General features: G+C 67.4%; 24 protein-coding genes and 2 pseudogenes. All 26 read right to left on the bottom strand.

Going from position 1 to position 24016, the window contains the following annotated elements:
* Positions 1-29: 29 nt before the first annotated feature.
* A complete protein-coding gene (locus O8I58_RS02570) occupies positions 30-395 on the bottom strand; it encodes a response regulator (RefSeq protein WP_298320422.1) in 366 nt (121 codons plus the stop codon).
* Positions 392-700, bottom strand: coding sequence for an STAS domain-containing protein (locus O8I58_RS02575; RefSeq protein ID WP_298322676.1), 309 nt, complete (start codon positions 698-700; stop codon positions 392-394). Before O8I58_RS02575 ends, O8I58_RS02570 begins: the two co-directional genes overlap by 4 nt.
* A gap of 371 nt (positions 701-1071) precedes the next feature.
* Entirely contained in the window at positions 1072-2310 is a 1239-nt protein-coding gene (locus O8I58_RS02580; protein WP_298320425.1) for a chemotaxis protein CheW, read from the bottom strand.
* The gene (locus O8I58_RS02585) at positions 2307-3089 is read right to left on the bottom strand and encodes a ParA family protein (protein ID WP_298320427.1); all 783 of its coding nucleotides are present in this window, start codon (positions 3087-3089) and stop codon (positions 2307-2309) included. Before O8I58_RS02585 ends, O8I58_RS02580 begins: the two co-directional genes overlap by 4 nt.
* 122 nt (positions 3090-3211) lie before the next feature.
* Positions 3212-4021, bottom strand: a pseudogene (motD, locus tag O8I58_RS02590) (flagellar motor protein MotD); the annotation flags it as partial.
* A 10-nt stretch (positions 4022-4031) separates the two neighbouring features.
* Positions 4032-4772 carry a flagellar motor protein gene (locus O8I58_RS02595; protein WP_298320430.1) on the bottom strand — a complete coding sequence of 247 codons (741 nt, stop codon included), beginning with the start codon at positions 4770-4772 and terminating at the stop codon, positions 4032-4034.
* A 152-nt stretch (positions 4773-4924) separates the two neighbouring features.
* Complete coding sequence (locus tag O8I58_RS02600) at positions 4925-6667, bottom strand: chemotaxis protein CheA (RefSeq protein WP_298320432.1); 1743 nt, start codon at positions 6665-6667, stop codon at positions 4925-4927.
* A gap of 4 nt (positions 6668-6671) precedes the next feature.
* Positions 6672-7283: a protein phosphatase CheZ gene (locus tag O8I58_RS02605; protein ID WP_298320434.1), complete on the bottom strand. Its 612-nt coding sequence runs from the start codon at positions 7281-7283 to the stop codon at positions 6672-6674.
* Complete coding sequence (cheY, locus tag O8I58_RS02610; RefSeq protein ID WP_298320435.1) at positions 7283-7675, bottom strand: chemotaxis response regulator CheY; 393 nt, start codon at positions 7673-7675, stop codon at positions 7283-7285. Before cheY ends, O8I58_RS02605 begins: the two co-directional genes overlap by 1 nt.
* An 18-nt stretch (positions 7676-7693) precedes the next feature.
* Positions 7694-8443: an RNA polymerase sigma factor FliA gene (locus tag O8I58_RS02615; protein WP_298320438.1), complete on the bottom strand. Its 750-nt coding sequence runs from the start codon at positions 8441-8443 to the stop codon at positions 7694-7696.
* Entirely contained in the window at positions 8440-9324 is an 885-nt protein-coding gene (locus O8I58_RS02620; RefSeq protein WP_298320440.1) for a MinD/ParA family ATP-binding protein, read from the bottom strand. The genes O8I58_RS02615 and O8I58_RS02620 overlap by 4 nt, the downstream gene beginning before the upstream one ends.
* Entirely contained in the window at positions 9311-10921 is a 1611-nt protein-coding gene (gene flhF, locus O8I58_RS02625; protein WP_298320442.1) for a flagellar biosynthesis GTPase FlhF, read from the bottom strand. Before flhF ends, O8I58_RS02620 begins: the two co-directional genes overlap by 14 nt.
* Before the next feature lie 133 nt (positions 10922-11054).
* The gene (gene flhA / locus O8I58_RS02630) at positions 11055-13118 is read right to left on the bottom strand and encodes a flagellar biosynthesis protein FlhA (protein ID WP_298322679.1); all 2064 of its coding nucleotides are present in this window, start codon (positions 13116-13118) and stop codon (positions 11055-11057) included.
* A gap of 17 nt (positions 13119-13135) precedes the next feature.
* A complete protein-coding gene (gene flhB / locus O8I58_RS02635) occupies positions 13136-14266 on the bottom strand; it encodes a flagellar biosynthesis protein FlhB (protein ID WP_298320444.1) in 1131 nt (376 codons plus the stop codon).
* 66 nt (positions 14267-14332) lie between these two features.
* Positions 14333-15128: pseudogene (gene fliR, locus O8I58_RS02640) on the bottom strand (flagellar biosynthetic protein FliR).
* Positions 15129-15135: 7 nt separating this feature from the next.
* Positions 15136-15405 carry a flagellar biosynthetic protein FliQ gene (locus O8I58_RS02645; RefSeq protein ID WP_298320446.1) on the bottom strand — a complete coding sequence of 90 codons (270 nt, stop codon included), beginning with the start codon at positions 15403-15405 and terminating at the stop codon, positions 15136-15138.
* 4 nt (positions 15406-15409) lie between these two features.
* The gene (gene fliP, locus O8I58_RS02650; RefSeq protein ID WP_298320448.1) at positions 15410-16174 is read right to left on the bottom strand and encodes a flagellar type III secretion system pore protein FliP; all 765 of its coding nucleotides are present in this window, start codon (positions 16172-16174) and stop codon (positions 15410-15412) included.
* A 97-nt stretch (positions 16175-16271) separates the two neighbouring features.
* Positions 16272-16661, bottom strand: a complete 390-nt coding sequence (gene fliO / locus O8I58_RS02655) for a flagellar biosynthetic protein FliO (RefSeq protein ID WP_298322681.1) — start codon at positions 16659-16661, stop codon at positions 16272-16274.
* Between the two features lie 23 nt (positions 16662-16684).
* Positions 16685-17023, bottom strand: coding sequence for a flagellar motor switch protein FliN (gene fliN, locus O8I58_RS02660; protein WP_298320450.1), 339 nt, complete (start codon positions 17021-17023; stop codon positions 16685-16687).
* The gene (gene fliM, locus O8I58_RS02665; protein WP_298320452.1) at positions 17020-18027 is read right to left on the bottom strand and encodes a flagellar motor switch protein FliM; all 1008 of its coding nucleotides are present in this window, start codon (positions 18025-18027) and stop codon (positions 17020-17022) included. The genes fliN and fliM overlap by 4 nt, the downstream gene beginning before the upstream one ends.
* A 12-nt stretch (positions 18028-18039) precedes the next feature.
* Complete coding sequence (locus tag O8I58_RS02670; RefSeq protein ID WP_298320453.1) at positions 18040-18558, bottom strand: flagellar basal body-associated FliL family protein; 519 nt, start codon at positions 18556-18558, stop codon at positions 18040-18042.
* Between the two features lie 296 nt (positions 18559-18854).
* Positions 18855-20150 carry a flagellar hook-length control protein FliK gene (locus O8I58_RS02675; protein WP_298320454.1) on the bottom strand — a complete coding sequence of 432 codons (1296 nt, stop codon included), beginning with the start codon at positions 20148-20150 and terminating at the stop codon, positions 18855-18857.
* Positions 20147-20608, bottom strand: coding sequence for a flagellar export protein FliJ (fliJ, locus tag O8I58_RS02680; protein WP_298320456.1), 462 nt, complete (start codon positions 20606-20608; stop codon positions 20147-20149). The genes O8I58_RS02675 and fliJ overlap by 4 nt, the downstream gene beginning before the upstream one ends.
* A 10-nt stretch (positions 20609-20618) precedes the next feature.
* Positions 20619-21998 (bottom strand): flagellar protein export ATPase FliI, encoded by a 1380-nt coding sequence (fliI, locus tag O8I58_RS02685; RefSeq protein WP_298320458.1) that lies wholly within the window; start codon positions 21996-21998, stop codon positions 20619-20621.
* A 421-nt stretch (positions 21999-22419) separates the two neighbouring features.
* On the bottom strand, positions 22420-23025 hold the full coding sequence (locus O8I58_RS02690) for a FliH/SctL family protein (RefSeq protein WP_298320460.1): 606 nt from the start codon (positions 23023-23025) through the stop codon (positions 22420-22422).
* The gene (gene fliG / locus O8I58_RS02695) at positions 23022-24011 is read right to left on the bottom strand and encodes a flagellar motor switch protein FliG (protein ID WP_298322683.1); all 990 of its coding nucleotides are present in this window, start codon (positions 24009-24011) and stop codon (positions 23022-23024) included. The genes O8I58_RS02690 and fliG overlap by 4 nt, the downstream gene beginning before the upstream one ends.
* Between the last annotated feature and the right edge of the window lie 5 nt (positions 24012-24016).

The following is a 24016-nucleotide window of genomic DNA, read 5'->3' on the forward strand; positions in this document are numbered from 1 at the left end:
GCGGTCCGGATCGTTGGGGAAGGTGTGGCTCAGCCCAGGACTTTCTGGACGGTGGCGACGAGCTGCTCGGGATTGAACGGCTTGACCAGCCAGCCGGTGGCGCCGGCGGCCTTGCCTTCGGATTTCTTGTCGGCGGCCGATTCGGTGGTCAGCATCAGCATCGGCGTGAACTTGTATTCGGCCAGCTGGCGCAGTTCGCGGATCAGTGAGATGCCATCCATGTTGGGCATGTTCACGTCGGTGACCACGGCATTGAACCGGCGGCCCTTGGCGCGGCCGAGCGCGATGGCGCCATCTTCGGCTTCCTCGACCGAAAAGCCGGCGGAGGTGAGGGCGAAAGAGACCATCTGGCGCATCGACGCCGAATCATCCACCACCAAAATACATGCGCTCATGCAGCGTTCTCCACGGAATTCAGTTTGTCGGTTGTTGCGGGCAGGCCCAGCGCATCGCTGACCCCCAGGAGCCGTGCCGCGTCGCGGAACGTGTCGTTGCAAGCCTGGAAAACGGTGCGTTTGCCATCCTTGCGCCGGGTGTCGATGAAGGCGCACAGCACCTGCACCGAAGCGGTGTGGATGCGACGCACCTGGCCTGCATCCAGTTGCAGCTCCGCATCGGAGGCCAGCAGCGGTGCCAGCTTCTGTTTCAGATCGGCGCTGTTCTCGATGCCGAGGTCATCGCCAAGTTGAACTGTGCTCATCGCGGCCCTGCAGGGAATGGTTCTACCGCAGGTATCGGCCGGGGCCTGGGGATCTTTAGGGCGATGCGGCTGGCGCTGGAGCGCCACATGGCCGTGACGGGGTTTGACGGTAGAGCCGAGCTTGCTCGGCTGCTCTCCGGCCCGGTCATGGGGGAAGCCCCGGCGGAGCAAGCTGCGCTCTACACACAGCCGGTTCGCGGGATCCCTGTAGAGACGAGCCTGTGGCAATCCCCTCTTTGGGACTCGGCTGCTCTTCGGCCAGATCATCGGGAAAGCCCCAGCGCAGCAAGCTGCGCTCTACATGATGTTCCGCGTGGCAGGTCCCTGGATTGCTGTTTGCGCGGGAATGACGGGCAATACGCCGGCCATCGCTAATGCAGCAGCTGTTCGGCATCGAGCAGGATCATCGGCGGCCCTGCCACCCGGGCCACGCCGCGGAACAGGTCGTTGGAGATGCGGCCGATGCGGGCGGTATCCGGCAGTTCGATCTGCTGGTCGGTGAGCGTGGCGACGTCTTCGACCGCCGATACGCGCAAGCCGAGGGCCTCGCCGTTTTCTTCCAGCACCACGATCCGGGTCAGCATGTCCATCTCGACCGGTGCCGCACCCAGGTGCAACCCCAGGTCGATGACGGGCACGACCTGGCCGCGCAGATTCATGATGCCGAGCATCGACGCCGCGGTGCCACGCAGTGGCAGCAGCGGCACCGGGAGCACGACTTCCTGCACCTTGAGCAGTTCCAGCGCATAGGCCTGTTCGCCGCAACGCAGGCGTAGCCAGCGGGTACTGCGGTCGGGGGCGCGTCGATTGCGCGGCGGTGCCGCTGCATCGACGGAGGAGCCTTGCGGCATGAACGACTGCAGATCGACCAGCGGCACCTGCGGTGCGAACGCATCGCGGGTGCGTTCGGCCTGGGCGCGGTGCTCGGGCGGATGCACCATCGAACCAGCTTGCTCGGCCTGCATGGCAGCATCGGCGTCTGCTTCGGCGAGGTTTTCCGCGGCGGTCGACAGGATGCCGGCCAAGGCTGGATCGGCGTCGGCTTCAGCCAGGACTGCGGCGGCGAGTTCCTCGGGCGTCGGACCTTTCCGTTCTGGAGCGGGCGCCTGGATCGACAGGATCCCGGCCAGGGCTGGATCGGCATCGGCTTCAGCCAGGACCGCGGCGGCGAGCTCCTCGGGCGTCGGGCCTTTCCGTTCCGGCGCAGAGGCCTGGGTCGACAGGATGCCGGCCAAGGCCGGATCGGCATCGGCTTCAGCCAGGACTGCGGCGGCGAGTTCTTCGGGCGTCGGACCTTTCCGTTCCGGCGCAGCGGCCTGGGTCGACAGGATGCCGGCCAAGGCCGGATCGGCGTCGGCCTCAGCCAGGACTGCGGCGGCGAGTTCTTCGGGCGTCGGGCCTTGCCGTTCCGGCGCAGCGGCCTGGGTCGACAGGATGCAGGCCAGGGCCGGATCGGCGTCGGCTTCGGCCAGGACTGCGGCGGCGAGCTCCTCGGGCGTCGGGCCTTTCCGTTCCGGCGCGGGCGATGGCGCGATCTGCTCGGCGGCGACGATCTCGTGCAGCAGTCCTTCCAGGTAGTCGTCAATGACGCCGGGCGATGGGATGCTCATGCAGCCTGCTCCATCGGCACCGCGTCGCTGGCGATCAGCCACTCCAGGGCGCGGCGGTAGGCGGCCAGGCCACGGCCGGCATACCCGCTTGGCATCGCCGCCAGGGTCAGCGCCTTGACGTTGCAGATCTTGGTATCGACTGGAATCGCATCGCTCCACACGCGATCGCCGTAGCTGTCCTGCATCTGGCGCAGGGTGTCGTTGCCGGCGCGCGTGCGCTTGTCGAACAGGGTCGGCAGGATCGACGTCGGCAGCGGGCGGCGACGTGAGCGTTCGACCATGTCCACGGTCCGCACCATGCTGGTCAGGCCGTGCAGGGCCAGCGGTTCGGCCTGGGTCGGAATGATGACCCGGTCGGCGGCGGCCAGCGCGTTGATCATCAGCAGGCCCAGGGTGGGTGGGCAGTCGAGCAGGATGTAGTCGTGCTGGCCGGCATGCCGGGTCAGCGCCTGCTGCATCGCCAGGCCCAGGCCAGGCTGGTTGGCGCTGCGCCGTTCCAGGGTGGCCAGGGCCGTCTGCGCACAGACGTAGCCGAGGTGCTCGACCTCGCTTGCCCTGGCCAGGCTGGACAGGTCGGCGGGCGGCGTGGCGAACAGGTCGAGCACGCCACTGGGCGGTGGTTCGGCCGGCACGTCGAACGCACGGGTCAGCGAAGCGTGCGGATCCAGGTCGATCATCAGCACGCGATGGCCCAGCATCGCCAGGCCACGGCCCAGCGCCAGGGTGGTCGTGGTCTTGCCCACGCCGCCTTTCTGGTTGGCAATGGCCCAGATGTGCATCAGTTCACTCCTTCAATGGCGGTGGAGATGGCGCCGTGGCCGGTTCCGGCGCCTGCGGATGCAGCGGCGGGAATCGGTGCCGTTGCGGCGGCGTGCAGGACGGGTGCGTCGGCGGCCGGTTCGCTGCTGTCGGCCAGGATGACCAGCACCACGCGGCGGTTGGCGTTGCGCCCGGCCTGGCTGTCGTTGTCCTGGCGCGGGCGGAATTCGCCGTAGCCGATCATCGACAGCCGCGAAGGCTGCAGGCCCTGGTCTGCGAACAGGTGCACGACGCTGGCGGCACGCGCGGCCGACAGTTCCCAGTTGGAGGGGAACTGCGGCGTCGAGATGGGCTTGTTGTCGGTATAGCCCTCAACGCGGACGCCATTGGGCGCATCGCGCAGGACGCCCGCCAGCGCGTCCAGTGTGTGCCGCGCGTCCTGCTCCAGCGTGGCCGAGCCGGTGGCGAACAGGATATCGCTGTTGATCTCCACCTCGATCCACAGCGCTGAGCGGCGCACCGTGATCAGCTTTTTGTCAATCAGCAGTGACAAGGTGCGGTCCAGTTGCCGTGCTACCGCATCCAGCTGCCGTTGCGCGCGCGCCAGTTGGCCCTGGTCGCGCAGGGAGGCCGCCAGCGCCACGGGCGAAGCGGAGGTCATGCGGTTGGGATCGGGCAGGGAAATCGGTGGGCTGGACTTGATCGGCGTCGGCCGCTGTCCGCCGGAGCCTTGCACCGTGTGATCGCCGACCTGGACCGGGGCGACGGTACGGGGCGCGCCGCCGAAAGCAGTGCTCATCGCGTCGGCCATGACCCGGTACTTGGCTTCGTTCACGGTGGACAGGGCGTACATCACCACGAAGAAGGCAAGCAGCAGCGTCATCAGGTCGGCATAGGGGATGGCCCAGGCTTCGTGATTGGCGTGCTCTTCGTGCGGACGCTTGCGGGCCATGGTCACCGGCTCAATGCAGGAAGCCGGCCAGCTTCGATTCGATGTTGCGCGGGTTTTCGCCCTGCGCGATCGCGATCAGGCCTTCGATGATCATTTCGCGCTCGCCACTGCGGTGGTGGATCACGCTCTTGAGCTTGTTTGCCATGGGCAGGAACAGCAGGTTGGCAGAAGCGATGCCATAGATGGTCGCGGTGAAGGCGGCTGCGATGCCGTGCCCCAGCTTGCTGGGATCGGCCAGGTTCTTCATCACTGCGATCAGCCCCAGCACCGCGCCGATGATGCCCATGGTCGGTGCATAGATGCCCATGCCTTCGAACACCTTGGCGGCGGCCAGATCCGCATGTTCCTGGCCACCGACGTCGATTTCGAGCATGTGCCGGATCGATTCGGGTTCCACGCCGTCGACCAGCATCTGCAGGCCCTTGCGCAGGAAGGGGTCGCGCTGGCCCTCCACGTGCGACTCAAGGCCAAGCAAGCCGTTGCGACGCGCGATGTTGCTCCATTCCATGATCTGGGCCAGCAGTGCATCGCGGTCGCTGGCCGGTGGCTGGATGATCCAGCGGGCGATCTGGAACGCACGCCGGAATACCGCCGGCGGGGTGTGCAGCAGGATGGCGGCGATGGTGCCGACGATGACGATGACGAACGCAGCCGGCGACCACAGCGCCGAGAGGCCGGCACCCTTGAGGATGCTCCCGCCGACAAGCGATGCGATCGCCAGCAGCAGTCCGGTAAGGCTGAGTTTGTCCATGCAGCAGATATCGGCAGAGATTCAGGGGACTTGATGGGGCCGGGATTTCGGGCTCCGGCCCCGGTTCAGGCGTTCGTGGGGTGGGGCTTGGTCCGCCATGAGAGACCATTGCGGCGTGGCAGGCGGGCCAAGACCCGCGCTATGGCGTTGCGCTATTCCTTCAACCCGTCCACGTCGAGGATCAGCGCCAGGCGACCGTCGCCGATCAGGGTGGCGCCGGCATAGCCAGGCAGGCCGCGCAGCGCACGGGGCAGGGGCTTGATGACGACTTCCTCGCGGCCGTGCACCTGGTCCACGACCAGCCCCATGCGTGACTCGCCGGCCTGCAGGATCACCACGGTCAGCAGCGGGGGTTGCGGAGCGTCGATGTTCAACCAGCGGCGCAGGTCCACCACCGGCAACGTGTGCGATTGCCGGTCCAGGACCGCGCGGCCGTCGAACCAGCCCAACGAGCGCTGCGGTGCATGCAGGACCTCCATCACGCGTGCCAGCGGCAGGGCATAGACCGCATCGCCGGCCTGGACCAGCAGCGTCGGCAGGATCGCCAGGGTCAGCGGCACGCGGATCGTGAAGCGGCTGCCGCGGCCAAGCTCGGACTGGATCTGGATCTGCCCGCTCAACTCGCGGATGCGCGACTGGACCACGTCCATGCCCACGCCGCGGCCGGAGATGTCGGTGACCTCGGTCTTGGTCGAGAACCCCGGCAGGAACACCAGTTGCAGGCATTCCTCGGTGCTCAGGCGTGCGGCGGCTTCCGGGTCGATCAATCCTTTTTCGCGTGCCTTGGTCCGCAGGCGCTCGGGGTCGATCCCGGCGCCGTCATCCTGGACTTCGATGCTGACGTAATCGCCTTCCTGCCGGGCCGACAGGCGCACGTGGCCACTGCGCGGCTTGCCCGAGGCCGCGCGCAGGTCGGGCGCTTCGATGCCGTGGTCGATCGAGTTGCGCACCAGGTGCACCAGCGGATCGGCCAAGGCCTCGACCAGGTTGCGGTCCAGCTCGGTCTCGGCGCCGATCAGTTCCAGCTCCACTTCCTTCTGCAGGGTGCGGGCGACGTCGCGCGCGACCTTGGGAAAGCGCGAGAACACCTTGCCGACCGGCTGCATGCGGGTGCGCATCACCGCCGACTGCAGGCGCGCGGTGGCCACGTCCAGGCCGCTGACGGCGCGGTCGAGTTCCTCGTCGCGCAGACGCACGCGCAGGGTCTTGAGCCGGTTCCTGGCCAGGACCAGTTCGCCGATCAGGTTGACGATCGCATCCAGGCGCTTTGTATCAACGCGCACGGTCTGTTCCGGCTCGCTGGGCTTGCTCGCCACCGGCGCCGGTTTGGCCATCGGCCTGGCCGGCACAGCAGCGGGTGATGGCCGCTGGAGTGGCGTCGGCGACGGCGCGGCTTGGGCCTTGGCCGGGCCATGCAGCTGGTCGAGCAGCGCCTCGAATTCGTCATCGTCGATCAGGTCGCCACCGCCAGTGATGGCACCGGCCACGAGGGCGGCATCGGACGTCGCCGGGTCTTCCTCGCTGGCGGAAAACTGGGCGATCAGCTGGGCGGGCGCGTGGGCGGGCGCATTGCCGCGGCCAAACGCATCGAGCATCGCCTGCAGGTAGTCCAGCGATTGCTGGGCGGCGTCGAAATGGCGCGCCTGCAAGATGGCCTCGCCCGCACGGGCCATGCCCAGGGTTTCCTCGGCGGCATGGCACAGCTCGACCATGGCGTGGATCGCCAGGAAACCGGCGCCGCCCTTGAGCGTGTGGAAGCCACGGAACACCGCGTTGAGCTGTTCGCTGTCTTCCGGCGCCTGCTCCAGTGACACCAGCTGCTCGCCGAGCCGGTCCAGGATCTCCTGGGCTTCGATGATGAAGTCGGCGGCGATGTCGTCGGGCACGGCGCTCATTGCGTTACAGCCCCAGGCCAGACAGCAGGTCGTCGGCGTCGTCCTGCGACACGCCGTGGCGATCCAGGCCGGCGAGGACCGGGCCTGCCAGGGCGCCATCCGCTGTCGGCTTCTCGTCCTTGGGCGGGAGTCCGAGCGCGCCAAAGCCTTCATGCACGCGGCGCACGATGCCGGCCACGCGCCGGATGATCTGGCCGGTCAGGTCCTGGAAGCTCTGCGCCAGGGCCATCTCGGTCAGGTTGTGGCGGATCTTGTCCAGGATCTCGCCCTGGTCACCGGTCAGGCCGCCGGCGCGCAGCTGTTCGGCCAGGGCGCGGCATTCCTCGGCCAGGTCCAGGGTGCGGTGGCTGGCCTCTTCGGTCATCGCCACCACGTGGTCCAGGCGCGAACAGGCATCGTCCAGTTCGCCCGCGGCGGCCGGGACGGTCGGCAGTTCGCCCAGGGCTTGCCCCAGTTCGCGCGCCAACCGGCTCAGCCCCTGCATCATCGGTCGCGTGCGCCAGGCGGCGAGGGTGTCGATCTCCCGGCGCCAACCGGCTTCGTCGCCGCTTTCCAGGGCATCGAGCGCACCTTGCAGGCGTTCGATCAGGGCGCTGCGTTCGGCAGTGGCTTCCATCACGCCGCCGCGCCGAGGCGTTCGAAGATCTTGCCGAGCTTTTCCTGCAGCGTCTGGGCGGTGAACGGCTTGATGATGTAGCCATTCACGCCGGCCTGCGCCGCTTCGATGATCTGTTCGCGCTTGGCCTCGGCCGTCACCATCAGGACCGGCAGGTGCTTGAACTTGTCGTCGGCACGGATGCTGCGCAGCAGGTCGATGCCGGTCATGCCGGGCATGTTCCAGTCGGTGACGACGAAATCGAAGGTGGACGCGCGCAGCGCCGCCAGGGCGCTGTTGCCGTCTTCGGCCTCGGCCGTATTGGTGAAGCCCAGATCGGCGAGCAGGTTCTTGACGATGCGCCGCATCGTCGAGAAATCGTCCACGATCAAAATCCGCATGTTCTTGTTCAACAGTGACTCCATTGGTTCCTAGGTTTCATCTTCCAGGCCCGAGTCGACCATCTGGAACGCCTTCAGGCGTCCGCGCAGACGGACCGTGGCCTGGCCGTGGATCTGACAGACGCGCGATTCGCTGACACCGAGCACCGCGCCGATTTCCTTCAGGTTCAACTCCTGCTCGTAGTACAGCGACAGGACCAGTTTTTCGCGTTCCGGCAGCTGGCCGATGGCCTTGCCCAGCTCGCGGCCGAACTCGCGCCGTTCCAGCAGCTGCTGCGGGTTGGGGCCGCCCTTGGCGATGGTGTCCAGTTCGCCGTGGTCCTCCACGCGGGACTCCAGGCTCAGGACATGGCCGCGGGAGGCGTCTTCCATCAGGCGCATGTAGTCGTGCAGCGGCATGTCCAGCGCGGCCGCCACTTCGTTGGCCGCCGCCGCCCGGCCGGTGTGCTGCTCGATCCTGCGGATGGCCGCGGCCGCGTCGCGGGCACGGCGGTGCACCGAGCGCGGGACCCAGTCGCCGCGACGGATCTCGTCGATCATCGCGCCGCGGATGCGGATCGAGGCGTAGGTCTCGAACGAGGCACCTTGCTCGGCGTCATAGCTGCGCGAGGCCTCGAGCAGGCCGATCATGCCGGCCTGGATCAGGTCGTCGGTCTCGACACTGGCTGGCAGGCGCGCGGCCAGGTGGTGGGCGATGCGCCTGACCAGGTCCGCGTGCAGGGTGACGTAGTCGTTGTCGCTGTTGCGTTGGACGGCACGGTACTGGGCGGCGCCCTTCATGCGGCCACCCCGCGATTGAGCATGCGTTCGACGAAGAATTCGACGTTGCCGCGGGGCGCGGTGGGCGCCTGCCAGCGCGAGGTGCGGCGTGCGATTTCGGAGATCGCCTGCGCTGAAGGGCTGGCCGGGTAGGCCTTGACCACGGGCTGCTGGCGCTGCACGGCCAGTCGCAGCCAGTCGTCCTGCGGCACGCAACCCAGGTAATTCAGCGACACATCGCCAAGGAATTTCTCGCAGACCCGGCTCAGCTTGTCGTACAACAGCCGCCCTTCGTTGGGCTCGCGGACCATGTTGGCCACGATCTGGACCCGGTCCACGCCGCGTTCGCGCGAGAGCACCTTGATCAGGGCATAGGCGTCGGTGAGCGAGGCCGGCTCGTCGCAGACCACCACCACCGCGTCCTGCGCGGCCTGGCAGAACGTCAGCACGCTGTCGGTGATGCCGGCCGCGGTGTCGATCACCATCACGTCCAGCGGGCGTTCCAGTTCGGAGAACACGTTGATCAGCCCGACATGCTGGGCCGGTGGTAGCTCGGCCATGTGCCGGCGGCCGGATGCTGCGGGGACGACCATCAGCCCGTTGGGCATGTCGATCAGGACGTCTTCCAGGGTGCAGCGTCCGGCCACCAGGTCGGTCAGGGTGAACTTCGGGGTCAGCCCCAGCAGCACGTCGACGTTGGCCAGCGCCAGGTCGGCATCCAGCAGCAGGGTCCGCTTGCCCATGTCGGCCAGGGCCATGGACAGGTTGACCGAGAGGTTGGTCTTGCCCACGCCGCCCTTGCCGCCGGTGACGGCGATCGTGCGTACCGGCCCCAGCGGCTCGCGACGCGTGGCCGACAAGGGGAAGGCGTTGGTCAGGTTTGCGTAATCACGCGATGGCATGGGTCTGCTCCGGAGTACAGGGCTTATCGGCATCGCGCCGCAAATCTTCAAGGCGCAATACCAGGCTGGGGGCATTGGCGCGGTGCAGGTCGTCGGGGACGCGCTGGCCGTCGGTCACCCAGGTGATGGGCAGGCGGTGGTCGACCACCACCGACAGGGCGCTGCCGAAGCGGCCGGTTTCATCCAGCTTGGTCAGGATCACGCCCTGGGGTGCGGCCCCGGCGAAGCGGCGGACCACTTCGTCAAGGTCGGAAAAATGGGCGTTGGCCGGCAGCACCAGCAGGCAGCGGACTGCTTTCGAGCCGCGCAACCAGTTCAACTGGGCGGCCAGGGCGCGGTCGCGCTGGCCCATGCCGGCGGTGTCGATCAGCACCAGCTTGTAGTCGCTCAGGCGCTGCAGCAGCTGTTGCAGGCTGGCGTCGCTGTCGGCCTCGTGCACGGCGATGCCCAGCTGGCGGCCGTAGCTGTGCAGCTGTTCGCGGCCGCCGACGCGGATGGTGTCGGTGGTGACCAGCGCCACGTCGCGCGCGGCGTGGCGTTCGAGGAAGCGCGAGGCCAGCTTGGCGATGGTGGTGGTCTTGCCGGCACCGGTCGGGCCGACCAGGGCAATCACGCCACCTTCCTCGAGCGGGTCGGTGGGGGCGATCGGCAGGCGCTGGGACAGCAGGCCCAGCATCAGTCCGCGGCCGCGGTGCAGTTCCAGGTCCGCGGGAATTTGCATCACCACGTCACGGGTCAGCCCGGCGTCGAAGCCGTAGTCCTCCATCAGCTCCAGCGCCTGGGCACGCACCGGCGAGCCGCGCAGGCGTTCGTCGGTGAGGCGGTTCATCTCGCGCTCGATCATCTGGCGCATCAGGGCCAGTTCGTCGCGTAGCTGGACCAGCTGTGCATCGCTCTGCGGCGACTGGAACCCAGGCACCGCCGCCGGCAGTGCCTGCGGAGCAGGGCTGGCCTGGATGGGGGCGAGCACTGGCGCCGGGGTAGCAACCTGCGCGACCGGTGACGCCGGGGCCTGCTGCGCCTCGGGAGACGGTGCCTGGATCACGTCCGCCTGCGGTGGCGCCGACACCGGCGCGTTGAGGAAGATCTCGTGGGGAATCATGAATTCGGCGAAGGGCTTGCCTGGGCTGGATGCATTGGCGACCGCATCAGTCGGTTCCCTGGCCGCGGGAGCGACGGGCGCTGGCGTAGCAACGACGGTCGGCATCGGAACCGGAACTGGAACTGGAACCGGAACTGGAACTGGAACTGGAACTGGAACTGGAACTGGAACCGCCGCAGGGGCAGGGCGCTTCGCCGAGTACCGCTCGCTGATCGCAGCCATCATCGCCATGGCCGCGTTGGGTGCGGCCTTGGTCGAAGTCCGCGGTGCTGGATTGGCGGCCGAGAATGCGGCCTTGGGCGGCGTGGGCGCGGCAGGGCGGACCGAATCCAGGGCTTGTTTCACCAGGGCTTCGTCGTAATTGTTGGCCGCGACGATCTCGATGCCTTCCTCGGTCCTGCGGTTGGACAGGATCACCGCGTCCGGGCCGTGCTCATCGCGGACCATGCGCAGGGCGGTGCGCATGTCGGGGGCTACGAAACGTTTGATCTTCATCGCTGGAAACCGGAACTCGGGAAGAGGGTGTGGGACATGACGGGGCGTAGCGGAATGCGGTGGGGCGGCGGGCAGCGTCTGGTGGTCCTGGTCGATGTCATCGTCTTGTCTCCATGCGGTGCCAAGGCACCGGTCAACTGATCGTTCCCACCAACTTCAACCGCTTGTCTTCCGGAACCTCGCTGTAGGACAGGACCGACAACGAAGGCACGCTGTGCCGGACCAGGCGCGCCAGCGCGGCGCGGACCTGGGCCGGGACCAGCACCACTGCGGGCTCGTTCCTGGCCTCCTGCTTGCTGACGCACTCGGCCAGGCTCTGGTGCAGGCGTTCGGCAAGGCCGGGTTCGAGCGCAGCGCCGTTGCCCTGGGTTGAGTCCTGCAAGACACGTTCCAATTGCGGGGCCAAGGTGAACACCGGCAGTTCCGGCGCCATGCCCGCGATTTCCTGGACGATGAAGCGGCCCAGCGCGTTGCGGACCGCAGCCGTGAGCGCGCCGGGTTCCTGACTCTGCGGGGCGTGTTCGACCAGGGCTTCGACGATCTTGCGCAGCTGGCGGACCGGGATCTTTTCGATCAGCAGGTTCTGCAGGACGCGCACGATCACCGACAGTGGCAGCGCCTTGGGGGTCAGGTCCTCGACCAGCTTGGGTGCGTTCTTGGCCAGGGTGGCGAGCAGCTGCTGGACTTCTTCGTGACCCAACAGTTCCGGCGCGTGCTCACGGATCAGGTGCGACAGGTGGGTGGCGATGACCGTGGCCGGATCGACCACGGTATAGCCCATGGTTTCGGCCTGGACGCGCTGGTACGACTGGATCCACACCGCATCCAGCCCGAACGCCGGGTCCTTGCCGGCGATGCCGTCGATCGTGCCGATTGCGCCGCCCGGATCCAGTGCCAGTTCGCGGTCGGGGTGGATGTCGGCCGTGGCGACCGGAACCCCGTGCACCAGCAGTCGATAGGCGCCGGCCGGCAATTCCAGGTTGTCGCGGATGTGCACCGGCGGGATCAGGAAACCGATGTCCTGGGTCAGCTTGCGCCGCACGCCCTTGATGCGCGCCATCAATTCGCCGCCCTGGGCCTTGTCCACCAGGGGGATCAGCCGGTAGCCCACTTCCAGGCTGAGCGGATCGATCGGGCGCAGCTCGTCCCAGCCCAGTTCGGCGCTGACCTGCGCGCCGGCAGTGCCGGCCGGTAGCGTGGGATTGGCCTTGGTTGCTTCCTGGACAAGGCTGCGCTTCCACATCTTCCAGCCGAGCAGGCCCAGGATCAGGGCCAGCGTCAAAAAGGCGACGTTGGGCATCCCGGGCACCAGGCCGACCAGGCCCAGGATGGCGGCGGCCACCGCCAGTGCCTTGTGCTGGCCGAACACCTGGCCAACCATCGCCCCGCCCATGTCCTGCGAGCGCGAGGCGCGGGTGACCAGCATCGCCACGGCCGAGGACACCAGCAGCGCCGGCAGCTGTGCGACCAGGCCATCGCCGATCGACAGCAACGTATAGGTCGAGGCGGCCTGCGCGAACGACATGTCGTGCTGGAGCATGCCCACGGCCATGCCGCCGAGCAGGTTGATGAACAGGATCAGGATGCCGGCGATGGCATCGCCGCGGATGAACTTGCTGGCGCCGTCCATCGAGCCGTAGAAGTCGGCTTCCTCGCGGACTTCCTCGCGCCGGGCCTTGGCGTCCTCGCGGGTCAGCAGGCCGGCGTTGAGGTCGGCATCGATCGCCATCTGCTTGCCGGGCATGGCGTCGAGGATGAAGCGCGCGGTCACTTCCGACACGCGCCCGGCGCCCTTGGTGATGACCACGAAGTTGATGATGGTCAGGATCGCGAACACCACGATGCCCACCGCGTAGTTGCCGCCGATCACGAACTCGCCGAACGCCTCGATCACCTTGCCGGCGGCGCCATGTCCGTCCTGGCCGTTGAGCAGGATCACCCGGGTGGAGGCCACGTTCAGCGCCAGGCGCAGCATGGTGGTCATCAACAGCACGATCGGGAAGATGCTGAACTCCAGCGGGCGCTGCACGTACACCACCGCCAGCAGCACCATCAGCGAGATGGCGATGTTGAAGGTGAACAACGCATCCAGCACCGGCGCGGCCAGCGGCACCACGACCATGGCCAGCATCGCCATCACGATCAGCGGCGCGCCCAGCCCGTGCTTGATCATGTCCATGACCTTGCGCGGGTTCATCTGTGTCACCGGCCGGCTCATGGCGTGGCCCCCGGCGCGAATTCATCCACTTCCAGCGGCGGCAGCGGTGGCATCGGACCGCTGCGCCAGGCGCGCAGCTGGTAGACGTAGGAGAGGATCTGGGCCACGGCCGAATACAGTCTCACGGGGATTTCCTTGCCGAGTTGGCCTTCCCTATACAAGGCGCGTGCCAGAGGCGGCGCCGAGACCACGGCAATGCGATGCTGCTCGCCGACCTCGCGGATGCTGAAAGCCAGTTCGTCCACGCCCTTGGCCACCACGATGGGCGCACGCATGCGTCCGCCTTCGTATTTCAGCGCCACCGCGTAGTGGGTCGGGTTGACCACCACCACGTCGGCGGTAGGGACGGCCTCCATCATCCGCCGCTGCGAAAGCTGCATCTGCATCTGCCGGATGCGGCCCTTGACCTCCGGGCTGCCCTCGCTTTCCTTCATCTCGCGACGGACTTCCTCGCGGGTCATCTTCAACCTGCGCAAGTGATTCCACTTCTGGTACGGCGCGTCGATCGCAGCCAGCAGCGCCAGCGCGCCGGCGGTGTAGAGCAGCAGGTGCAGGGCGAAGCCCAGGCCGTGGCCGATGGCCTGTTCCAGGGGTTGGCGCAGCAGGCCGCGCAGCGCATCGAGCTTGCCGACCAGGAACAATGCGACGGCCCCGCCGACAAACAGCATGCGCAGCAGCGACTTGAGCAGTTCGGCCAGGCTCTCCGCGCCGTACAGGCGGGTCAGGCCACTGATCGGGTTGAGCCGGCTGAACTTGGGAACCAGCGATTCGCTTGAGAAACGCAGGCCGCCCATCAGCAGCGGGGCGATGAAGCCTGCCGCCACGCACACACCCAGCAGCGGGAGCACCACCCACAGCAGTCCGAGCAGCAGTTCCCCGGTGTGGCCGAACAGGGCGCTGGGGTCGTTGCGCAGGCCCAGGTCCGGACTGAGTGCGGACTTCATCCACGCCACCGCACCGGCGGTCAGCAAGCCGGACATGCCCATCATCGCGAAGATGCCGACGCTGAAGACCGCTGCGGTCGCCAGCTCCCGCGAGCGCGGGATGTCGCCCTGGTCACGGGCCTGCTTGAGGCGTTTTTCGGTGGGCTGTTCGGTGCGCTCGCCGGCTTGCTCGTTCTCGGACATGGCGGGAGGAAGGCGGGGGAAGGAAGCCTGCCCTGATGCAAGGGCTGTTCCATCCCGTGGTTCCTCCTACGGGCCGGTGACCTGCCGGGCGGCGTCGAAGGCTGCGTCGAACAGGCGTTGGCACCGGCGGTCCCATCTCGCCGGCCATCACCGCCAGCAATGCCAAGCCCAGCAGGACCGCGACCGGCAGGCCCAGCTGGATCGGATTCAATGCCGGAGCGGCCTTGGCCAGGGCGCCGAACGCCAGGTTGACTGCCAGCATCGCCACCATGACCGGCAGGGCCAGCGTTACCGCGCCACGCATCACCGCCATGAAGAATTCGGGCGCCACCGCCAGCATCGCCTGCACGTCCGGCAGCGCCGTCCCGATGGGCAACGCCTTGTAGCTGTCCACCAGCAGCGAGACCACGGCCAGGTGGCCGTTGGCGGTGAAGAACAGCAGGCCGAATGCCAGGTAGAACCACTGGCCGGTCACACCGGAGGTCACGCCACGCAGGGGGTCGGCCATCTGCGCAAAGCCCAGGCCGGTGCTCTGGGACACCAGTTCGCCGGCCATGGCACCGGCTTCGAAGATCATCCGCAGCATGAAGCCCATGCTCGCGCCGACCGCCAGTTCACGCGCCACGCTCAGGACCACGGCCGCGTCGAAACCGTTCCAGTCGGGTACGGGCGGCAGGAGTGGCGCCAGCGCAATGCCCAGTGTCCCGGCCAGGATGACCCGGATCCTGGCCGGCACCGCTCGGCTGCTCACCAGCGGCATGACCATGAACATCGCGCCGACGCGCAGCATGGTCCACAGGACCGCACCGATCATCGCGAAGGCCTGCTGGCCATCGATGACCATCTGCGTTGCCGAATCCATCCCGCGGCTATCCGATCAGGTGCGGGATGCGCTGGAACAACATGGTGGTGTATTCGACCAGCCGCGCCAGCAGCATGCTGCCGGTGGCGAACAGCATCGCGGTCAGGGCGATGACCTTGGCGACGAAGGCGATGGTGGGTTCATTCAACTGGGTCGCCGCCTGGAAGACACCGATCACCACGCCGACCAGCAGCATCGCCAGCAGCAACGGGCCTGCGATCCACAGGACCGTGATCAGGGCATCGCGCAGTTCGGTCAGGGCCAGTTCGGGACTCATCGGCTCAGACCCCGTTGAAGCTGGCGGCCAGCGTGCCGACGGTCAGCACCCAGCCATCGACCAGCACGAACAACAGGATCTTGAAGGGTGCCGAGATCAGCATCGGCGACATCATCATCATGCCCATCGACATCAGGACGCTGGCCACCACCAGGTCGATGATCACGAACGGGATGAAGATCAGGAAGCCGATTTCGAACGCGGTCTTCAGTTCGCTGGTCACGAACGAGGCCACCAGGACCGGGAAGGGAATCGCATCGGGCCCGCTGTAGGTGCCGTTGCCGGCCATGCCGGCGAAGGTCATCAGGTCGGCCTCGCGCACCTGCGCCAGCATGAACGCACGCAGTGGCTGGGTGGTCAGGGTCCAGGCGGTGGTGAAGTCGATCTGGCCATTGAGGTAAGGCCCCAGGCCCTGGCTCCAGGCTTTGTCCCAGACCGGCATCATCACCATCGCCGTCAGGAACAGGGCCAGGCCCATCAGCACCTGGTTGGAGGGCGTCTGCCCGGTGCCCATGGCCTGGCGCAGCAGGCCCAGCACGATGGTGATGCGGGTGAAGGCGGTCAGCACCAGCAGCATCGACGGCAGCAGGGTGATGGCCGTCATCAACAGCAGTGTCTGCAACGGCAGGCTGACCGACTGTGCGCCGACCTTGCCGACGGTTACATCGGGGAGCGCAGGCAACTGCGCGGGTGCTGCCTGGGCCAGCGCCAGTGCCGGCACGCAGGCCAGCAGGAGGATCGACAGGGGAACTATCCAGCGACGGAGCATGAGGGTTACACCAGGAAATTCGGAAGTCTTGACCAGCGTCATTCCCGCGAAAGCGGGAATGACGGCGTGTGGAATGACGAGCGCGCGGAAGCGGCCATCACCTGCGCAGCTTCTGCTTCAGCATCTGCGCGAAGTCGGGCAGTTGCTTCAGGTCCGGCAGCCTGGCCGGTGGCGTCTCCGGCAACGATTCCGGCAATGCATGCAGCATGGCGATGCCACCGGCCGACACGCCCAGCAACAGCTGCTCGCCGTTGACCTCGATCACCACGACCCGTTCCTTGCTGCCGACGGCCAGGCTGGCGACCACACGCAATCCCTGCGCCGGGCGGAAGCCACTGCCAGGCATGCGCTTGAGCAGCCAGGCCAAGCCGATGATCAGGCCCAGCACCAGCAACAGCGCGAAGACCGCGCCGAGCAGGCTGGGCGGCGACGGCGCGGCGTTGCCGACGCTGGCCGCGTGCGTGGTCGCCTGGCCGGCGACCGCCAGGACGGCGCCGTCCAGATGCAGGCTCACCGCAGTCTCCGGATCCGCTCGCTGGGGCTGACCACATCGGTCAGGCGCACGCCGAAGCGGTCGTTGATGGTGACCACTTCGCCATGTGCGATCAGGGTGCCGTTGACGTAGACATCCAGCGCCTCGCCGGCACCGCGGTCCAGTTCCACCACCGAACCCTGGTTGAGCTGCAACAGGTTGCGGATCGGGATGCGTGAGCGGCCGACTTCCAGCGACAGGGTCACCGGAACATCCAGGATCAGGTCCAGGTTGAGGTCGTTGGCATCGGCTGTCGAATCGGCCTGCAGCGTGTCGAACTGGGCGGCGGTGGCGCCTAGGTTTTCGTTCTGGCTCATGAGGCCTGTTCCTGGATGGTGCCGCGGCGCGGGTTGGTGCCGGGCGGTTGGTTGGAAGTGATCTTGATGGCGTTCTGGCCGTGGGAAATGCCGAATTCGCCGGTGAACAGCGGGACGCCCTCGACGCACAGCGGGACCTGGCTCGGCAGGTCGATCGGGAGGATGTCGCCGACTTTCAGCCGGGTCAGTTCGCGCAGGCTCAGCTGCTTGCGGGCCAGCACGCTGGAGAGGGTGACCTCGGCCGCGTTGAGCTGTTCGCGCAGCATCACGTTCCAGCTTTCGTCGCGGTCCACCCGGTCGCTCTGGATGCCTGCGTCCAGCAGGTCGCGGATCGGTTCGAGCATCGAATAAGGCAGGGTGACGTGGATCTCGCCACCACCGCCCTCCAATTCGACATGGAACCGGCACACCACCACGTACTCGCGCGGGGTCACGATGTTGGCGAAGTGCGGGTTGATCTCCGAGTTGATGTACTCGAAGTCCACGTCCATCACCGGCGCCCAGGCTTCCTTGAGATCGGAGAAGGTCTGCTTGAGCATCAGTTGGATCACGCGCATCTCGGTGGCGGTGAATTCGCGCCCTTCGATGCGGGTGTGGAAGCGTCCGTCACCACCGAAGAAGTTGTCGACCACGGCGAACACCAGGGTCGGTTCGAACACGATCAGGCCGGTCCCGCGCAGCGGCTTGAACTTGATCAGGTTCAGGTTGGTCGGCACGTATAGCGAGTGCATGTACTCGTTGAACTTGACCAGGTCGATGCCGCGCACCGACAGCTCGGCCGAACGCCGGATCAGGCCAAACAAGCCGATGCGCCAGAGCCGTGCGAATCGCTCGTTGACCATCTCAAGGGTGGGCATGCGCCCGCGGATGATCCGGTCCTGGCTGGAGAAATCGTACTGGCGTGCCTCGCCCGGAGCCGGCGGTGGTGGCTGGGTGTCCACCACGCCGGCATCGACGCCATGCAGCAGGGCATCGATTTCATCCTGGGAAAGCAGGTCACTCATGTCCGGTGCGCCTCACTGGGTCACGAAACTGGTGAACAGCAGGTCGTCGATGCGCTTGCTGCCGGTCTCGGTGGTCATCAGCTTCTGCGCCTCGGCCAGCGCGGCGGCCTGGAGTTTCTTGCGCCCGGCGATGTCGGCGATGTCGGCGGCCTTCACCTGGGAGAACAGCATCAGCAGGTGGGCGCGGATGGCAGGCGCGTTGTCCTGGATCTGCTTGAGATCCTCCGGGTCGCGGGTGACCAGCTGGACTTCGAGTTGCAGGTAGCGCGGGCCGTCATCGGTGCCGTCGAGGTTCACCACGAAGGCCGGGTCCATCGCGAAGTACTGCGCCGGCTTGGGCAGCGCTTTCTGGCTGGACTGCGCCTTGTCGTGCCCGGACGAGGGCTTCTGGACCAGGAACCAGGTGCCGCCGGCAGTACCCAGGACCAACAGCACGGCTGCCCCGATGAGCATGGGCTTGCTTGGCTTGCTGCCCATGGCGGCAGGCTTGGCGTCGGCGGATTTTTTCGACTTGTCGGCGGCGGTTGCCACGGATTGCTCCAAGGGGACTCAAGACCCTCGTGGATGCAATTGGCGTGCCGAAACAGGCCAGGCGGCGCAACGGGAACGTGACGGAGACTTGACGCGGGTCTGCCGGGGGACGGGGAGGCGGGCGAAGACGAAGACCGGGGCTGCCAGGGAGTGTCGGAATAACGACTGAAAAACCCGCGGCCGCGTCTCCCGGGTAAGCACAGCGCCTCCGGGTGCCTTGCCGACAAGTCCCTCCGGTGCGCTGCGCTTACCCGGACGACGGAACTATGTCGGTGGGTCCCTGGGCCACGACGGGATCAGGCATAGGCGTCGAGCAGGCCGCGGCGACGCGCGACCGCCGCCGGAATTCCGGCGGTGCCCTGCAGCAGCTCGTCCGCCGCGTCCGGACTGGCGCTGTCGCCGGCAGCGAACGACTGGCCCTGCGAGGCCTGTTGTTGCTGCTGGCCGACATCGGCCTGGCCGAGCTGGAATCCATGCTGGCCCAGCATCTCCCGCAGGCGCGGCAGGCTGTTTTCCAGCGCGTGGCGCACCTCGGCCTGGGCGCTGAGGAAGCTGGCATTGACTTGGTCGCCGTTCAGATGGAGACGGACCTCGACCGGGCCCAGCTCGGCGGGGCTGATCTTGATATGGGCGTGTCCGATCTTCTGGTCGGCCAGCCAGCTCATGCGCGCGCCCAGTGCGTCGTCGAACTGGTCGCTACGCAGGTCCGGGGTCGGCGTGGGCGAGCCACTGAATGGCGTGGCGCTGTCGATCACGCGGCTGGTGGGCATCGCCGCAGGCAGCGCCTGCAGGTTGATCGGAGCTGGATCCGTACCGGCACCAATGGCGACATCATCGGTCCCGTTCTCGGCCGTGCCTCCCAGTGCAGCCAGGGGGGCCAGCGGCGAGGTGGCCGTTGTCTCCGCGCCGCTGATGGACGTGCCGGAGGAGGCAGCGCCCCGGGCCAGCAACGCTGCGGATGCAGCCGCGCCGTTGGCGGCGGTGCCGGAGGAGGTGCCGGCGGAACTCGCAGCCTGGGCCAGCAGCACACCGGGACCTGCCTGGGTGGTTGCCGCGCCAGGCGCCCCCAGCTGGAGGCCCGGGAGTACGGCGACGCCTGCGGCCGCAGCGCCGGCTGCATTGCCCGCCAGGCCCGCCGCGGTCAATGACCCGCCGGCGGCGCCGGGCATCGCCGTGTTGAGCACCGGTACGACGGCCATGCCAATGCCGGCCAGGCCGACGGGGGGCCACGCATCGTCATCGTCGCGATCCTCCTGGGCTACGGCTTTCGCTCCGGGCTTGCCGGCGGAGGTTTCGCTGGTTTCGCTGGCCTGGTCCTGCGTGGTGGATGCGCCGCGGCTGCGCCCGGTCCTGGCCGGGTCAGGCTGGCGCGCGGGCGCCGCGGGCTGGTCCGGCCTGTCGTCCCGGGAAGCGGCCTTGTCCTGCGGTTTCCGCTCGGTTTGCGGCCTGGTCGGTGGTGGCGCGGGGGTGTCGCTGTCCATCATGCTGGCGAAGTCGCGGGTGCCGGTTCCGTCCTTGTCCGGGTTGTCGTCCCTCGCTGCGGACAACAAGCTGGCCCGGCCACTGCCGCCCAGGGCGGTAAGCGCGCTCATGGCTTGTCTCCGTTGTCGCTTTCGGCGGCGGCCTTGGCCAGGCGTGCGCCGCGCGCGCCCAGGTCATCCATTTCGCGCTGGATGCGACGGTCATCGACCTTGCGCTCCTGGGCGCGGTAACTGGCGGCCAGCTGCTCCAGCACCTGCTTGTCGCGACTGGCCAACAACAACCGGCTTCGTTCCATTTCGACGTTCTCCCGGTTGCGGTCCACGGTCTGGGACTGCTGCTGGACCGCGCTGTCGAGGCGGTCCAGGAACGCCCGCCGGTTGGCCAGCTGGGCCAGGCTGGTGGCAGCCATCTGGCTGTTGGCGTATTCCTCGGCGTATTGCCGTAGCTCTTCCAGTCGCGACTCGTGGGTCGTCAGTGCGCGCTGGCGTTCGGCCAGGGTGCGCGCGGCTTCGTCTTCGTGCTGCTGGGCACGCTGGAGCAAGGGATCGATACGCTTGGATTGCATCATGGCTTAGCTCTCAATTCTCACGTTCGACCAGCCGCTGCAACGCGGCTTGGCTGTGGGGCAGGTCGGCGGCCCTGGCGACATCCTGGCCGAGGAATTCCACGATCTCCGGCCAACGTTCCAGCGCTTCATCCACGGCTGGGTCGTTGCCACGCTGGTAGGCGCCGATGGCGATGAGGTCGCGGTTGGACGAGTAGGCCGACACCAGCCGCTTGAGCGCGCGGATGCGCAGGCGCCAGGGTTCATCGGCGATGTCCTGGACCACGCGGCTGACCGAGGATTCGACGTCGATGGCCGGGTACAGGCCCGAGTCGGCGACCCGGCGCGACAGCAGGATGTGGCCATCGAGGATCGCCCGGGCGGCGTCGGCGATCGGGTCCTGCGGATCGTCGCCTTCGGTCAGTACGGTGTAGAAGGCGGTGATCGAGCCGCGACCCTTGGCGCCGTTGCCGGCGCGTTCCACCAACGCCGGCAGCTTGGCGAACACGCTCGGCGGGTAGCCGCGGGTGGTGGGTGGTTCGCCGACTGACAGGCCGATCTCGCGCTGGGCCTGGGCGAAGCGGGTCAGCGAATCCATCAGCAGCAGCACGTTCAGGCCCTGGTCGCGGAACCATTCGGCGATGGCAGTGGCGCGGTAGGCGCCATGCAGGCGCGCCAGCGGCGGGCGGTCGGCCGGGGCCGCCACGACCACCGCGCGGCGCAGGCCTTCCTCGCCCAAGGTGGTCTCGACGAAGTCGCGCACTTCGCGGCCACGTTCGCCGATCAGCCCCACCACGATCACGTCGGCGGCGGTGTAGCGGGTCATCATCCCGAGCAGCGTCGACTTCCCCACGCCCGAGCCGGCGAACAGGCCCACGCGTTGGCCACGGCCGATCGGCAGCAGCGCGTTGATCGCGCGCACGCCCACGTCCAGCGGCTGGGTGATGGGTTCACGCGCCAACGGATTGATCGCGACGCCGGCCATGCCGACCGAGCCTTCGGCGCGGATCGGGCCCTTGCCGTCCAGCGGCACGCCATCCGAATCGATGACCCGGCCGAGCAGGCCTTCGCCAACCTCGACGCCGCCACGCCGATGCAGCGGCACCACCCGGGCATTGGGCAGCAGGCCGTGCATTTCGGCACTGGGCATCAGGTAGGTGCGCTCGCCGGAAAAACCGACCACTTCGGCATCCACCCAGCCGTCGTCCACGACCTGGACCTTGCAGGTCGAACCCAGCGGCGCTTCGCAGCCGACTGCTTCCAGGGTCAGGCCGACCGCGCGACGCAGGATGCCTTCGCGGATCAGGCCACGGCCATGGCTGGCGTCCAGGCCGATGCCCCCGAGCCGCGTCGCCAGGCGCAGGTTGCGCGCAGCCAACCAGTCGGCGGGCGTGGTGCCCATCAATGCGCTCATGGGGCAGGGCTCCGGGTTGCATTGCACATTGGCGGCAATGGCGGAGCGTCGATGCGTTGGCTGTTCGAGGCGACGGCCAAGGCAGCGGCTTTCAATAGCCGAATGGCTGTTAAAGACCTCGGATAGATGATGAAAGAAGCAGCTCTTGTAGTTGCTGTTGCTTTTTGCTGTTGATCTGCGGGGTGTGCTTGACCAGCCTTCGGCTGTTGAGAAGCGCTCTTTTGGTCACTTTTCTTTGCACAAGCAAAGAAAAGTGACTCGCGCCCGAAAGGGCGTGAAAGCCGTTGCGGTTGCTTCAACCAAAAACGGCATGGATGACCAGCCATTGCGGCTGTTGAAGAACCTCTCCCGCCTACGCGGGAGTGGCAATGGAGAGAGGGCGCGAAAAGCCTCTGAACGATCCGCCCACCGACCACGCCACTCACGCCCCCACCCCCGACTTGCGCATGACCATCTCCAATGCCGCACGCAGGCGTGCATCGAGGGTGCCGTCGATGCGCACGGCTTCGGCATGCACGCGCAGGTCGCCGCGGCTGAGGGTCAGGTCGGGCACCAGCCGGGTGCCCTCGGCCATCAATCCAAGCAGCGGAGCCAATGCGCCGATGTCTTCCGGATGCAGGCGGACTTCGACGCTGCGCTGGGCGCCGCCGACCGCGTCCAGTGCTTCGGTCACCAACGCCTGCAGCAGGGCCGGATCGGCCTGGTAGGCCGGGCCGATCAGGCTGCCGGCAATGCGCACGGCGAGGTCGCCCAGTGCGCCGAGCACCTCGTTTTCCAGGTGGGCCAGCGGACGGGAGAAGTTGTCCAGGATTCCATCGATCTGCGCGGTGAGGCGGCGGATTTCGGCCTGGCCCTGGGACAGCCCTTCGGCATGGCCGCGCTCGAATCCTTCGTGCTGTGCCGCCTCTTCGATGGCCTGGATTTCCTCCAGGCTGGGGGGGCGCAGCGCCGGGACTTCCTCGACCACCTCGGGCGGCGGCGGCACGTCAAGCTCAGGCGCCAGCCAGCGCACGACATCGTTGCTCATACCATCGCCTCCGCACCGCTGCCGCCCAGGCTGATCAGGCCTTCATCGGCCATCCGGCGCACGATCACCAGGATCTCCTTCTGCGCGGCTTCCACGTCGGCCAGGCGCACCGGGCCGCGTGCCTCCATGTCCTCGAGCAGGATCTCGGCGGCGCGCTGGGACATGTTGCGGGTGATTTTTTCGCGCACCTTGATGTCGGCACCACGCAGGGCCAGGCCCAGGCGCTCGCCGGAAACTTCGCGCAGCATGGTCTGCAGCCCGCGGTCGTCCAGTTCGACCAGGTTGTCGAACACGAACATCAGGTCCTGGATGCGTCCGCCCAGGTCGGCGTCGATCTTGCTGATCGCCGCCAGCACGCCCTGGTCCTGGCCGCTGTCCATGAAGTTGAGGATGTTGGCCGCGACCTTGACCCCGCCGACGTTGGACGATTTCAGGTTCTGGTTGCCGGAGAACTGGCGTTCCATGATCTCGTTCAACTCGCTCAGGGCGTTGGGCGGGATGCCGTCGAGGGTGGCGATGCGCATCAGCACGTCGGCGCGGCTGCGCTCAGGCAGCAACTTCAGTGCTTCAGCGGCCTGGTCGCTGTCCAGGTGGGCCATCACGATGGCGATGATCTGCGGATGCTCGTTGCGGACCAGGTCGGCGACCGCGCGTGGATCCATCCACTTCAGCGTGTCCAGGCCGGTGGTGTTGCGGCCCAGCAGGATCCGGTCGATCAGGCCGCCGGCCTTGTCCGCGCCCAGCGCCTGGACCAGCACGTTGCGGATGTAGTCGTCGGCGCCGACGCCCAGCGAAGTCTTGGTGCCGAGCTCGGTATTGAATTCGTCCATGACCCGCTCGACCTGCTCGCGCGAGATGCCGGTCATGGTCGCCATGGCGATGCCGATCTTCTGCACCTCCTTGGGGTCCATGTGCCTGAGGACTTCGGCGGCATCGGATTCGCCCAGCGACAGCAGCAGCACGGCGGCGCGCTGGACGCCGGTGATGGCGG

It is taken from the genome of Pseudoxanthomonas sp. (assembly GCF_027498035.1).
Taxonomy (GTDB): Bacteria; Pseudomonadota; Gammaproteobacteria; order Xanthomonadales; family Xanthomonadaceae; genus Pseudoxanthomonas_A.

What these genes read in the sequence shown, in the direction of transcription:
- O8I58_RS02615 (WP_298320438.1), bottom strand. Translation starts at nt 8,443, where the DNA reads ATGAAGGGCGCCGCCCAGTACCGTGCCGTCCAACGCAACAGCGACAAC.
- O8I58_RS02600 (WP_298320432.1), bottom strand. Translation starts at nt 6,667, where the DNA reads ATGAGCGCCGTGCCCGACGACATCGCCGCCGACTTCATCATCGAAGCC.
- O8I58_RS02585 (WP_298320427.1), bottom strand. Translation starts at nt 3,089, where the DNA reads ATGCACATCTGGGCCATTGCCAACCAGAAAGGCGGCGTGGGCAAGACC.
- fliP (WP_298320448.1), bottom strand. Translation starts at nt 16,174, where the DNA reads ATGCTCCGTCGCTGGATAGTTCCCCTGTCGATCCTCCTGCTGGCCTGC.
- O8I58_RS02595 (WP_298320430.1), bottom strand. Translation starts at nt 4,772, where the DNA reads ATGGACAAACTCAGCCTTACCGGACTGCTGCTGGCGATCGCATCGCTT.
- O8I58_RS02580 (WP_298320425.1), bottom strand. Translation starts at nt 2,310, where the DNA reads ATGAGCATCCCATCGCCCGGCGTCATTGACGACTACCTGGAAGGACTG.
- flhF (WP_298320442.1), bottom strand. Translation starts at nt 10,921, where the DNA reads ATGAAGATCAAACGTTTCGTAGCCCCCGACATGCGCACCGCCCTGCGC.
- O8I58_RS02690 (WP_298320460.1), bottom strand. Translation starts at nt 23,025, where the DNA reads ATGAGCAACGATGTCGTGCGCTGGCTGGCGCCTGAGCTTGACGTGCCG.
- O8I58_RS02675 (WP_298320454.1), bottom strand. Translation starts at nt 20,150, where the DNA reads ATGAGCGCGCTTACCGCCCTGGGCGGCAGTGGCCGGGCCAGCTTGTTG.
- flhB (WP_298320444.1), bottom strand. Translation starts at nt 14,266, where the DNA reads ATGTCCGAGAACGAGCAAGCCGGCGAGCGCACCGAACAGCCCACCGAA.
- flhA (WP_298322679.1), bottom strand. Translation starts at nt 13,118, where the DNA reads ATGAACCCGCGCAAGGTCATGGACATGATCAAGCACGGGCTGGGCGCG.
- O8I58_RS02645 (WP_298320446.1), bottom strand. Translation starts at nt 15,405, where the DNA reads ATGAGTCCCGAACTGGCCCTGACCGAACTGCGCGATGCCCTGATCACG.
- fliN (WP_298320450.1), bottom strand. Translation starts at nt 17,023, where the DNA reads ATGAGCCAGAACGAAAACCTAGGCGCCACCGCCGCCCAGTTCGACACG.
- O8I58_RS02605 (WP_298320434.1), bottom strand. Translation starts at nt 7,283, where the DNA reads ATGGAAGCCACTGCCGAACGCAGCGCCCTGATCGAACGCCTGCAAGGT.
- fliJ (WP_298320456.1), bottom strand. Translation starts at nt 20,608, where the DNA reads ATGATGCAATCCAAGCGTATCGATCCCTTGCTCCAGCGTGCCCAGCAG.
- O8I58_RS02620 (WP_298320440.1), bottom strand. Translation starts at nt 9,324, where the DNA reads ATGCCATCGCGTGATTACGCAAACCTGACCAACGCCTTCCCCTTGTCG.
- fliI (WP_298320458.1), bottom strand. Translation starts at nt 21,998, where the DNA reads ATGAGCGCATTGATGGGCACCACGCCCGCCGACTGGTTGGCTGCGCGC.
- fliM (WP_298320452.1), bottom strand. Translation starts at nt 18,027, where the DNA reads ATGAGTGACCTGCTTTCCCAGGATGAAATCGATGCCCTGCTGCATGGC.
- O8I58_RS02570 (WP_298320422.1), bottom strand. Translation starts at nt 395, where the DNA reads ATGAGCGCATGTATTTTGGTGGTGGATGATTCGGCGTCGATGCGCCAG.
- O8I58_RS02575 (WP_298322676.1), bottom strand. Translation starts at nt 700, where the DNA reads ATGAGCACAGTTCAACTTGGCGATGACCTCGGCATCGAGAACAGCGCC.